Source organism: Pseudoalteromonas sp. HM-SA03 (assembly GCF_002289345.1).
Lineage (GTDB): Bacteria > Pseudomonadota > Gammaproteobacteria > Enterobacterales > Alteromonadaceae > Pseudoalteromonas.
In genome coordinates this window covers 57,393-71,033 of record NZ_NSDG01000113.1, presented here as the reverse complement: position 1 = coordinate 71,033, position 13,641 = coordinate 57,393, and the positions used below count along the sequence as shown (strand labels likewise).

The following is a 13,641-nucleotide window of genomic DNA, read 5'->3' as shown; positions in this document are numbered from 1 at the left end:
TAGGCTGAAGTATAAGGAATATTATATGTCTATTCTGAGGTTTTCCGGTTTTAATTCTAATGATTTTAAAGAGCAGTGTCTGAGTTCTAATACCGCGCTGTTTGAAAATGGTGCAAAGAATTGGCCTGCTATTGAAAAATGGGACCTAAACTATTTTGAAAAAACTTGCCCTAACATTCCTGTAGTAACTAAGGTTTTTAGTGATTCAAAAATCGATGTGAAAAATATGTCGATGGGGGAGTATGTTAAAATAATTAAGGAATTTAAAAGAAAGGAAGGAAATGACACAGATAAAGTTGCTCCATACTGTCATGATGTACCTATATTTCTACTAGCGAAAGAGCTGCTAGAAGATATTGGTGACTTCCCTAAAGATGTTATGCCTGACTGGTATGCTCAAGACTGGTCGCGTTTTGCCCAATTTTTTGTTTCTGCGAAAAATAGTGTAACGCCTTTGCATTTTGATACTTTGTTAACTCATAATTTATTTTTTCAAATAAAAGGTAAAAAGATATTTACGATTATTCGGCCTGAGCATGAGCATTTATGCTATAGGAAAAAGTGGAGGTGGTTTTCTGTTGACCCAGAAAACCCTGATTATGATAAATATCCTAACTTCAAAAATGTAAAAGTAGATAAAGTTGAAGTTAATAGTGGAGATATATTTTATATGCCTCCGGGAACAATTCACCATGTTCGAAGCCTAGAGGATAGCATATCTTTTAATGTTGATTTTCATACCTTTGATAGTGTTTTGAAATCATTTTTCTCGGCTTTTAAAGGAATGCCAAAGGAAAATCACTACTATAACTATCAGTCTTTAAAGGCTTTGCTTTTTAAACCTAATAATGACGTGTTGTTTAACAAGTATAAGTCTTACCTAAACTATATATCATGAGCTCTGAGCTTCTTTGCTTTTTAGTGAAGGAGCTTACCTTTTAATTCATTTGTAAGGAAATATGATGGAATTATCTCGCCTTTCTGGGGTGGAAACCTGTGTTCATAAATTTGGTGGTTCTAGTTTAAAAGAAGCTAGTTCATTTATTCGTGTTGCTAATATATTAATTGAAAATACAAAAGGTTATAAAGGTAGCTTTGTCGTTGTTTCAGCAGCTGGAAAGAGTACAAATCACCTAATTGAAATCGCCAACAAGTCCAAGTCTGAACCTTTAGTAGCTAATACGATCTTAGAAGAGTTATTTAGCTATCAAAATAAATTAATAGATGCAGTAAAGAATATAACACTACAAGAAGAGCTAAAAACATCTCTATATAAAGATGTAAATAATCTCAAAAATATGATTGAGATGAGCTCTAGTAGCCAGTTTGAATTAGCTTATTGGGTATGTTTTGGCGAGGTTTGGTCTGCTCGACTATTGGCAGCGGTTTTGAGTGATTTCGAAATACCTGCTCTATTTGTAGATGCTAGAGACTTTCTTAGTGTAGCTAATAATGAAGTCGATTTTGAATTGAGTGTTAGTAAATTACGCAGTCTTGAACTGAGAAATGACATGATTAAGGTTGTTACTGGCTATATTGCTGCTGATGAAAATGGAAGAACCACAACATTAGGGCGAAATGGCAGTGATTATTCGGCTAGTGTTTGCGCTCGCCTTACATCCGCCTCCAAACTTGTATTTTGGAGCGATGTATCTGGGGTTTACAGTGCAGATCCAAATGTTATTAATAGCGCTTTTCCACACCCAGTAATTAGCTGGGAAACAGCAAATCAGCTTGCTCATTCAGGTAGTTCTGTTCTTCATCAACGTACGTTAGAAGCTGTTTATGGTATGGGTTGTGAAATTCAGCTTAAAAATAGTATGAGCCCTAACTGTTTAGGAACAAAAATTGTTGAGAGAACAGAGAAATATACTCCATTAGTTTCCAGAATAAATAATCTAGGCCTACTTCGTTTTCATCCGAGTGTTGAAGTCGATAGTACTTATATTATCAATGATTTTTATATATTTGATGAAAAGTACTATTTGTTAAAGCCAGAGTGTATATCAAAGTATGATGAATGCAAGAGCGTAAGTCTTTTATTTATTCATGGAGTTGAAAATGGGGTTGATGATTTGTTGTTTAATGAAGGGGTGTCACCTTTTTATGTTTGGAAAGAAAATTTAGAAAGTAGTTTTATAATAAGTGATTTGCCTATTAAAGATGAGCAATATAAGTCTATACATGAGTTAATTTGCTTTGGAGGGCAATATGGTGAGATCTTACAGACTTCATAGTTTCTTTATTTTTATATGGGTGTTTTTATTATGTTTCATTACTATTTTATGATTTTACTCTTCTTTGTGAGTTTTTATGCTTTTTAGACTTATTTCAGAAAATAAATTTTTGATCCTTTTTTCTTCATTTCTTAGTATGTTAAGTGCATTGGCGGGTATTGCATTGATTGCGCATGTCAATGAATATCTTTCTGATATAAATAATGCAAGAGAAAGTTTTAAAGAAGGCCTTTCTTTGATGGTTTTGGGTGTGATTGCATTAATTATTTTTGGTGTTTTTTCTCAATTCATTTTAACTAAATTAGGCGCTTCTATCGTTGAAAGGTTACGTGATGTTATGGCAAAGCGGATACTTTCTACAAGCTACTCTAACTTAGAGAAAATTGGTGGTCATAGAGTCTATGCGACGATTACTGGTGATGTTCGAACCATTTCAGACTCTCTTTCTATACTTCCTTTGTTTGCATATAACTTCACCGCTGTGGCTTTAGGGCTACTCTATATGGGGTATTCGTCATTAGAGTTGTTTCTTATTGTTTTTTCAATGCTCACTGTAGCTGTTTTAGTTGCAAAAGTTATTTTAAATAAAGGAATAAAGAGCTTTGAGGCGTTGAGAGAATGCGATGATGAGCTTTTTTCTAATTTCAAAGCTTTAGTTGAAGGGGGGAAAGAACTAAATATAAATTCAAATAGGAAGCGATTTTTCTATAATAATATATTGGTTCCTATAACTGGTAAGATAAAGCGTTCAGATATTAAAGCGAAAATGTTTTTTGTTTATATAACAAACTGGGCAAATGCGACGCTTTTTATTTCTATGGGGGTTGTTGTTTTTTCTAGTCAATATTTTCTTCCGCAAGTTACAGTTGAAGTAATGATTAGGTTTGTTTTTGTTATGATTTACTTGATGGGGCCGTTGAGTTTTTTGGTTGATAGTTTTGAAGATATTAGTAATGGGATTGTTGCAAACAGAAAAATAGCTAGTCTTAACCTTTCAGAGGAATTAACTGAATTTGATTCTCGGAATGAAATAGAAACTAATGATAATTGGTCTGAGTTGGCTCTTAGAGATGTTTACTTTAAGTACAAAGAAAATGAAAGTTCTGGTTTTCAATTTGAGGTAGGGCCAATAAATGTCAGTTTTAAAAGGGGCGAAGTTACTTTTATTACAGGTGGAAATGGAAGTGGTAAATCTACTTTTGCTAAACTCCTAACCGGTTTATATAACCCAGATCGTGGCGATATTTTAATTGATGGCGAGGCTGTAGATTATATTAATGCTGGGGAATCCTATCGTAGGAATTTCAGCACTATATTTTCAGACTTTTATGTTTTCAAGCAGGCATTAAACCGTGATGGAGAGCTTGCAAGTGACGAACAGGTGCAGCATTACCTAAAACGTCTTAGCCTAGAGGATAAAGTGACGGTTAAAGATGGCTGTCTGTCGACTGTAGAGTTATCTCATGGTCAGAAAAAGCGCTTGGCGTTAGTTTTATCTTATTTAGAAGACTCACCTGTATGTCTATTTGATGAATGGGCAGCTGATCAAGATCCTTATTTCAGACAATTTTTCTATCAAGAACTTTTACCAGAATTAAAAAATAAAGGTAAATCTGTAATCGTAATTAGTCATGATGATAGATATTTTTCATCGGCGGATAAACTATATAAATTTGAATCCGGTAAAGCAAATTTGGTTTCTGTTAAAAAAGAATCAAAAGAAGTTTTAAATGAGGGTATTGTTTAGTTGGTATTTAGTTTTATCTATTTTTTATCAAGGAAATCTTAGTTTTTCTAGGCTTAGAATTTTAAATTAAAAGGCATTAATGTAGTTATGAATATTGATAATTTTTTCTCACTCTCTACGGCGCAAGAAAGTATTTATTTTGATCAAATAATAAAGCCAGATAGCCCCTGTTATAACATTGGTGGTGTAGTCCGCTTAAATAATGCTGACGTTGGGTTTCTACAGCAAGGGCTAAATGAGCTCTTAAGCAAATTCGATATGCTAGGTGTTCGGTTGTATTTTCAGGGAAAAGAGTTAGTACAAGAATTTGGCTATTATGATAGCTTTCCATTAGAGTTTTATGATTGTTCCCATATGGAGAATGCGGAAGAGGTAGTTGAAGCTCGTACAAAAGAACAATTCGATAGAGTTTTTAAGCTGGGGAAAGATCGACTTATAGAGTCTTGTCTGTATCGAATTAGCGAGGAACAACATGTATGGTGTATAAGAATGCACCATATATTAACAGATGGACTTGGTATTGGGTTTTGGGTAGATAATGTCAAGAAGTTAGCACTAGGGCAAGAAATCCAGTCATTCGATATTATAGGTTCATTCCGAGATGTAGTGATCGAAGAACAAGCTTACTTGAAGTCTGAGAAATATAATCAAGATGCCGAATACTGGCAGGAAAAATTTCAGACGTTACATGAACCGATGCTCTCACCTGATTTCTCGAATCAAAAGAGAATAGGAACAACTCTGAGCCATCGTATAAGCATTGAACTAGATGATTCTCTTCGTAGTTCTTTGAGTGTGAAAGCAAAAGAACTTGGTGGCGAGATTAATCATTTGGGCCTTGCAGCATTGCTCATTTATTTCTCTAAATCAGCACAGCGTAATGATGTTGTTGTTTCAACACCTGTTCATCGTCGTAGAAGTCGAGCCCAGCGCAATACGATAGGTATGTTTACCACTGATCTTCCTGGCTGCTATGAGGTAAATACAGCCCATACACTCCCAGAACTTATTCAAGCTATCAAAAAAGAACAACGAAAAAATTTGAGACACCAAGCATTTCCAATGCACCATTTAGGACGGATGTTAAACTTGGTCGCACATGGTCGAGATTTTTTAACCGAGGTTGTTTACAACTACATTCCACTAGGTGTTGATGTAGAAAGTATGGCAACGAATGCGGAGCGAGATCCTTTGCATATTCGTTTGACAGATTATGGTGCGGATTCTTCATTAACACTGGATGTGTATTGCCGGGATGAATATCTTAGTGAAGATGAAGCTTATCAGGTAGGAAAGCGATATATTTATGTATTGGAGCAATTAGCTAAGTTCGAAAAATCTCAAACAATTCAAGATGTTGAAGTAATTACTCAAGAAGAGCGAAGTAAGCTACTTATGGATTTTAATAACACGAGTAAGGAAGCGCTTCTTGAACACAGTTGGCAAGAACTATTTACTTTACAAGTAGCAAAAACGCCGGATGCAATTGCTGTGCAGCAAGATGGGCGTAGTTTAAGTTATCGAGAGCTTGATAAAGCATCAAATAATGTTGCGAATGCCCTAAATATGAAAAAAATAGGATCAGGCAATCTTGTTGGCTTGTTAGAACATAGAGGGCCAGATTTCTTAACTATGCTAATAGGTATTATCAAATCAGGAGCTGCCTGGATACCTTTTGATCCGAACCACCCTTCACAACGTTGGTTGGACGTACTAAATGAAAGTGAGCCTGAGCTCCTGTTGGTTGGTGACTCTATGATGCTTGAGCATAGGGTTATGAAACGTAAATGGAATAAGGAAAAAGTCAGTACACTCTCGGAGTTAATTAAAGAATGTAAAAATGACTCACCTATAGAAGTTTTCCCTAGTATGCAAGATTTAGCATATGTGATCTTTACCTCAGGTTCTACGGGCAAACCTAAAGGAGTGATGATTGAGCACGCTGGCTTAATTAACAATATGCGGGCTAAATTTGAGCCGCTTTCCCTGACCCATACTGACGTTATTGCACAGACCGCCTCACAATGCTTTGATATATCCATTTGGCAAAACTTAACAGCACTCCTATTGGGGGCGCGTGTTGATATCGTTCCTAATGACATTTGTCGTGATCCTAAAGCATTACTTGAATACTTAAATAAGTATCAAGTCACAGTTTGGGAACCTGTTCCTTCAATGATAGAGGCGGCACTTACATATAAATTGCCGCTTACTTCCTTACGCTGGGTCTTACCGACAGGTGAAGCACTAACTTCACAATTAGTGGAACGCTGGTTTCAACTTTATAATGATATACCTCTGATGAATGCTTATGGTCCTGCGGAATGCGCGGACGACGTTGCTTTTCAGCCAATTTACAGTCCGGTTGAGCGAGTATTGATAGGTAAGCCTGTTGCAAATGTTAGGTTACACATTGTAGGTGATAACCTCTCTCTACTTCCTATTGGTGCAATAGGTGAGATCGCTGTTTCTGGGCCTATCGTTGGACGTGGTTATTTGAATCTTCCAGAACAAACGAGAGCTACTTTTATAGACAATCCGTTTGCTTTAGATGACTCAGACACTCGACTATACCTAACCGGCGACCTTGCGAGGCGGTTATCTGATGGCAGCCTTGAATATATTGGACGTAAAGATCACCAGCTAAAAATTAGAGGCTATCGTATTGAGCCTGGTGAAATTGAAAGTGTACTTCTGGATCATGAGGCTGTGAACAAAGTTGTTGTTGACGCAAAGCCTGATGGTGTCGGACAGTTATGTTTAGTCGCCTATGTTGTTACTCATGATTCTCTGGATTTGCAAAGTATTCGAGAGTTTTTAAAAGGCAAACTGCCAAATTATATGGTGCCTCAAACAATCGTTGCTATTCCTCAACTGCCTTTAACAGCTAATGGGAAGGTTGATCGTTCGGCATTACCCGAACCGACATTTGAAGGGGGCGACTTCGTAGAGCCTAAGACTGAAACGGAAGAGAAGTTAGTCCAAATATGGAAAGAGTTACTTAACCGTGAACGCGTTAGTATCAATGCTAACTTTTTTGAAATAGGCGGGCACTCGTTATTAGCTTCGAGGCTGGTATCAGCCATTCGTGAGACTTGGCAAGTAGAACTGTCTATAAAAACTGTATTTGAGGCGTATTCCTTAGAGGACATCGCAATATCAATCGAAAAAGCGAGCCGAAGTGAGTTACCTACAATTGGAAAAGCGCCGAGTGGAGTAAGTTTGCCGCTTTCTTTTGCTCAGCAAAGGCTATGGTTTATTGATCAGGTTGAAGAGAGCGCAACAGAATATAATATGGCTGTTGCATTTCATATTGATGGGGTATTAGATACAGGGGCATTGTCCAGTGCACTGAAGCAGGTAATTATGCGTCATCATGTATTACATACAGTGTATCAAGAAAATGACAATTTGGTTGAGCAGATACCTTTATCCCATGTTGACTTTAAATTAGAGCAGCAAGACTTATCTCAACTTAATATCGAAGAACAAGAAAATGAATATGCAGAGCAGCTTAGAGCACAAATTCTTCGCCCGTTCGATTTAAGTCGTGATTTGATGCTTCGTGCCAAGTTACTCAAATTGACAGATACACGTTACTACCTAATCATTATAGTGCATCATATTGCTTCAGATGGGTGGTCTAAAAAAGTTTTAGTTGATGAGCTATCTGCGCTATATACTGCCTTTGTCGAAGAGCAAAGCAACCCTTTTGTACCGTTAGAAATTCAATATTCAGACTACGCATATTGGCAACGAGGTTGGTTGACAAACGAGCGCTTACAGAAAGAACTTGAGTTTTGGAAACAGGAGCTACAGGGACTTCCCCCAGTCCATGCATTACCTTTGGACAAGCCTCGTCCTGTGGTGCAAAGCCACAACGGGGAAATGTTGTCATCTACTTTAGCATCCTCGACAAGCGTTTCGGTTCAGCAATTTGCAAAAGACAGTAATGTTACGCTATTTATGTTACTAAACGCGGCATTGACAAGTTTACTTAGCCGCTATAGTCATGAAGAAGACATCGTTGTTGGCACGCCTATCGCCAATCGAGATCAGCCGCAAATCGCTCCATTAGTCGGATTCTTTGTTAATACTGTACTCGTGCGTTCAGACTTGTCTGGAGATCCTTCTTTTGCTGAGTTGCTTTCTCGTACTAAAGAGTGTGCACTCAATGCATTTAGTCATGCTCAGATCCCTTTCGATACGATTGTTGAAGCGATTCAACCTGAACGCAGTTTGAGCTATAACCCGTTATTTCAGGTAATGTTAGCATTACAAAATAATGAGCAAAGTGAAATTAGTCTACCTAATGCCAACTTGGTTGAAGTTCAGGTCGAAAATATCCGTTCGCAATTCGATTTGAGCCTTGAGGTGCAGCACAGCGATGATTGCTTACAGTTCAATTGGACTTGGGCTACAGACCTTTTTGAAAGACGAAGTATTGAAGCTATGTCGGTGCAGTTCAACCGATTGCTAGAAAGCATTATTACTGATCCACATATAAAAGTAAGTGAAATACCACTAATTAATGAGAGTGAACGTCAAGCGTTACTTGATAAGTTTAACCGTGAGGTACAAAGTTTTGACAGTGAACTCTGTATACATCAGCGCTTTGAAAATCAGGTAAGAAAGCAGCCTAACTCAATAGCATTAACTATTGAAAATGAAGAGGTGAGCTACGAACAGCTTAATGCTCGGGCAAACATGCTCGCTCATTACTTAATCTCTCAAGGTGTGAAAGCTGATGTATTAGTTGGGCTTTGTGTTGAACGTTCAGTAGAAATGGTGGTGGGCTTGCTTGCGATTTTAAAGGCCGGGGGAGCTTATTTACCGTTAGACCCAGCCTACCCTGAAAGTCGATTGGCCCACATGTTAGAAGACTCAGGAGTTGACATTGTTTTATGCCAGTCTCAACTGGAATCGAAACTGCCTTTGGACAAGCAACTTATTTTAAATATTGACGATCATCAACTGGTATCTTCTTATCCAGATATAGATCCTACTAATAGATGCACGTTAAATAGTCTAGCTTATGTTATCTACACCTCTGGCTCGACAGGCAAGCCTAAAGGTGTGATGGTTGAACATCAGCAAGTGAGTCGGCTATTTGATGCGAACGATGTCGACTTTGGTTTTAGTCATACGGATGTATGGACTCTATTCCATTCATATGCTTTCGATTTCTCGGTATGGGAAATTTGGGGGGCATTGTCTTTCGGTGGACGTCTAGTGATAGTTCCTCATTGGGTCGCACGTTCGACACCTGATTTTTACGACTTATTACATACAGAAAAAGTGACTATTCTGAACCAAACGCCAACGGCATTTGGCCACTTAATTAATGTCGATTTAGAGCAGTCAAAAGCGTTGTCACTACGTTGTGTAATATTTGGAGGTGAAGCACTCAATTTGAATGCTTTAACTCCCTGGATTGAGCGTCATGGCGATGCAAAACCTGAGTTAGTTAATATGTATGGTATTACTGAGACAACGGTCCATGTTACATATCGTCGTATTTACCAGAGTGATATTGCATTGCGTAGTAATGCAAGCTTGATTGGTAACCCTTTGAATGATCTATCCATCTATCTATTAACTCCTTCTCTTGATCTGGCTCCAGTCGGTGTACCCGGTGAAATGTATGTGGGAGGTAAAGGGGTTACACGTGGTTATTTGAATCGAGATGTGTTAACCAAAGAACGTTTCATTATCAATCCATTTGATGCCAGTGAGCGTTTATATCGTACGGGAGACCTTGCGCGATATCGCACTGATGGTGAGTTGGAGTATCTTGGACGATGTGATCAACAAGTGAAAATAAGGGGCTTCAGAATTGAGCTAGGTGAAGTTGAATCATGTTTACTTAGCGTGCCAGAGGTTACCGAAGCTGTTGTAATTGCTAGAGATGAACCTCTGCGTTTAGCAGCGTATTTCGTAATGTCTAAGGAGGCTGCTTACGATGATCCTGCTGCTATCAAGTTTGTTCGTGAGACATTAAGTGCTCAATTACCAGAGCACATGCTGCCTACTTCATTCGTTAAGCTTGATAAGTTACCAGTTACGGCGAATGGCAAAGTTAATAGGAAAGCCTTGCCGAAGCCATCTCTTATCGAACAAGACGATAAGAATTATGCTGCGCCATCAAATGAGATTGAAGAAATTTTATGCAATGTTTGGCAGTCAGAGTTACAAATTGAGAGTATTGGAGTATTGGATAACTTCTTCCATATTGGTGGGGATTCAATTCGTGCTATATCAATTGTTTCTGCAGGTAAAAAAGCAGGGCTCAACTACTCAATCAGAGATTTATTTGCACATCCCAATATCCGCAGTTTGGCTAATGCTATTGAAGATAATCGGACTCGTGCAGTTGAATCCATGAGCATTTCTCCGTTCTCGTTACTTAATGATACAGAGAAAAATTGGCTTGAATCGCATCCTCAACGAAACCGAATTATTGATGCTTATCCTCAATCTAAATTACAACAAGGTATGGTAGTACATAACTTGCTGGGTACAGAAGTTGGTATGTATAGAGATGTATTTGGTTTGCAATTAAAAGTAAGGTGGAATCAGGAGTATTTCAAGCAAGCCATTGCAGCAATGGTTGCTGAACACGAATCCTTCCGCACTATTTTCTGCAATACAACAGAACGTCCCTTGTTGCTGGTATTAAATGATGTGGACATACCTTTTGAGTACAGGGATTTACGAGGGTTAAATAAGGAAGAACAAAGTGCAGATATAGCAGCTTGGAACGAGCAGGGTAGTGTTGCAGGATTTGATTTCGACTCGACACTATGGCGTATTGCTTTACATCATTTAAGAGAAGATGAGTTCTACTACCAAATTATTTGCCATCATTCGTTATGGGATGGTTGGAGTGTGGCGAGTATTAATACAATGCTATTTAGCCATTATTCAACATTGCTAAATGGTGGAGCGCTTCCGGAGCAAGAGTCTATTTTGTCTTATAGTCACTTTGTAGCCGCTGAACAAAAAGCTATAGAAGATGCGAGCCCAGAACAGCGTTGGAAAGAGAAGTTTCAAGATGCTCAGTTACCGTGGTGGGCAACTGCGGAACAGGAAGGGCAGCGTCTTGTGAAGTACAACTTCTCTACGAGCCATAACGAAAAAATTAAAGCTTTAGCACAGCAGTTAAACGTTCAAGAAAAAAGTGTTTTGTTAGCGGTTCATATAACTTTGCTTGCTCTAGTTAGTGGTAACACGGATGTGACAACATCTGTGGTAACAAATGGACGTCCTGAAGTTGAAGGAAGTGAACGAGCGCTAGGACTGTTTTTAAATTCGTTACCGCTACGTATTAAAAACGTAAAAGTGAGCTGGTGCGACTTGATACGTGAACTAGATAGTGAGTTATTGGAGTTGATGGAACACCGTAGGTATCCACTTTCAGCAATTCAGGACTCTGTTGGTATGGAGTTCTCGGCTTCTCTGTTCAACTATATTGATTTTCATGTCTATAAAAAATTGGATAGTGATATTGAAGTTATTAAGGTTGATGACTTCGAAATGACAAATTATCTCTTTGATGTCAACTATAGTAGAGACCCGTTAACAAACAATCTTGAGGCGTGTATTAGTCTCGATAGTGGTTGTTTTGACGAGGACTCAGCTAGTCGTATCCACACTTATATAGGTAATATCGTATCTAGTTTGGTCGAGTTTCCAGAAAGCCTAGTTAACTTATCTGAATATCTCGGCGAGCAGGAAATGACACAGTTATTGGTTGAATGGAATAATACCTCAAGTCCAGAGCTTATGTCTGTAAGCTGGCCGGAACTATTTGCAAGGCAGGTTGAGAAAACCCCCAATGCTGTTGTTGCAATGTACAAAGATCAGTCTTTAACCTTTGCTGAGCTTAATAACGCATCAGAAGTTCTTGCGAAAAACTTGCGTCATTATGGAGTGCTCTCTGGAGATATTATAGGAATACTAGATTATCGCGGGCTAGATTTTTTAGTGATGATGGTAGCAGTATTAAAATCGGGTGCGGCTTATTTGCCACTTGATCCTGAGCAACCGTCAAATCGATGGATGCAAATTTTAGGTGATAGTAAACCTAAGTTAATACTGGTTGGCGAAGCACTTCAAGCAGAAGCTCGTTGGTTAAAGGGCGAGTGGGGTAGTGAACAAGTCTATTCATACTCACAACTGACGACCCCACATTATGAAGATGAAATCACGTTAAACTTCCCTGATTTGCATGATTTAGCATATGTTTTATTTACCTCGGGTTCTACAGGCACACCAAAAGGCGTAATGATTGAGCATCGTGGTATGGTAAATAATATGCTCTCTAAAGTGGCACCTCTGTCTATTACAGAATCAAGCGTAATTGCGCAAACTGCTTCTCAGTGTTTCGACATTTCTGTCTGGCAGTTTTTAACAGCACCTATAGTTGGCGCTAAGCTAAGCATTGTACCAAATGAAATCACGCAGGATCCTCAAGCATTATTGGATCATTTACGGATGAACAAAATAACTCACTGGGAGCCGGTTCCCTCAGTGATGAAAGCGGCATTGTTTTATCAAGTTGAACTGCCGAGCTTGAAATGGGTTCTGCCAACGGGGGAAGCATTAACTCTTGAATTAGTGAATAATTGGTTTAATCAATACCCAGCAATTCCGTTAATGAATGCTTACGGTCCAGCAGAGTGTTCGGATGATGTTGCATTCCAGCCAATTAGTGGACCTGTTGAGCGAGTATTTATTGGTAAGCCTATTGCAAATGCTAGATTACATGTTGTAACCCCTGACTTATCACTTGCACCTGTGGGGGTAGTTGGTGAACTTGCAGTTTCTGGGCCAGTTGTTGGTAGAGGTTATATTGGGTTAGATGAAAAAACAAAAGAAGTTTTTATTGATAACCCTTGGCCACAAGACGCATTAGATTCAAAGATGTATCTAACCGGGGATCTTGTAAAGCGAGAACCTGACGGAAGTTTAGAATACCTTGGCCGTAAAGATTTCCAAGTGAAAATTCGTGGCTATCGAATTGAAACAGGTGAGATTGAGTCTGTGCTAACACGGCATGAGTCGGTTAAAGATGCGGTTGTGGTGTCAGCGATGTTGAATGAGGACGATTATCAACTTGTCGCATATCTTGTTATGAATAATGAAGAAGCTGATGCGGTAATAGATATCGCGGAACTAAAAAATTATTTACGGCAACATTTACCTCATTACATGGTTCCAGCTGTCATTATGCAACTCCAAAGCTTCCCTCTGTCAGCAAATGGAAAATTGGACCGAAAAGCTTTGCCTGATCCTGATATGAGTAGCTATAGCGAATATGCAGCGCCAATTACAGATACTGAAAAAGGGCTTGTTGCATTATGGGAGCAGCTTCTTAAAGGAAGGAAAATTGGCCGTCATGACAACTTCTTTGATATCGGTGGACACTCTCTTCTTGCTACGAGGATGATTAATGAGATTCGAGCACTCTGGGAAGTAGAGCTTTCTCTAAAATCTGTTTTTGAAGCAGGATCAATTTCAGATATTGCCAATATGATTGAAAGTGCAAAAGAGTTAGAAACACTTAGCAATGAAGTTGATTTGGATAATTTATCTGAGGAAGAGCTAGATCACTATTTGGAAATGCTGTCTGAGCAAGGAGTGGAGGTATAATCA

The 13,641-nt window shown here is 38.6% G+C and carries 4 protein-coding genes; all 4 read left to right on the top strand.

Annotated elements, in window-relative coordinates; translation table 11 throughout:
* Positions 1 to 25: 25 nt before the first annotated feature.
* Positions 26 to 898: a cupin-like domain-containing protein gene (locus CKO50_RS21860; protein ID WP_095729890.1), complete on the top strand. Its 873-nt coding sequence runs from the start codon at positions 26 to 28 to the stop codon at positions 896 to 898.
* 64 nt (positions 899 to 962) lie between these two features.
* A complete protein-coding gene (locus CKO50_RS21855) occupies positions 963 to 2,237 on the top strand; it encodes a hypothetical protein (RefSeq protein WP_176474729.1) in 1,275 nt (424 codons plus the stop codon).
* Positions 2,238 to 2,313: 76 nt separating this feature from the next.
* Positions 2,314 to 3,984 (top strand): cyclic peptide export ABC transporter, encoded by a 1,671-nt coding sequence (locus CKO50_RS21850; protein ID WP_095729888.1) that lies wholly within the window; start codon positions 2,314 to 2,316, stop codon positions 3,982 to 3,984.
* An 87-nt stretch (positions 3,985 to 4,071) separates the two neighbouring features.
* A complete protein-coding gene (locus CKO50_RS21845; protein WP_095729887.1) occupies positions 4,072 to 13,638 on the top strand; it encodes a non-ribosomal peptide synthetase in 9,567 nt (3,188 codons plus the stop codon).
* Positions 13,639 to 13,641: the final 3 nt, after the last annotated feature.

Excerpts from the sequence above, each read along its gene's own strand:
- CKO50_RS21845 (WP_095729887.1), top strand. The coding sequence starts at position 4,072 with ATGAATATTGATAATTTTTTCTCACTCTCTACGGCGCAAGAAAGTATT.
- CKO50_RS21860 (WP_095729890.1), top strand. The coding sequence starts at position 26 with ATGTCTATTCTGAGGTTTTCCGGTTTTAATTCTAATGATTTTAAAGAG.
- CKO50_RS21855 (WP_176474729.1), top strand. The coding sequence starts at position 963 with ATGGAATTATCTCGCCTTTCTGGGGTGGAAACCTGTGTTCATAAATTT.
- CKO50_RS21850 (WP_095729888.1), top strand. The coding sequence starts at position 2,314 with ATGCTTTTTAGACTTATTTCAGAAAATAAATTTTTGATCCTTTTTTCT.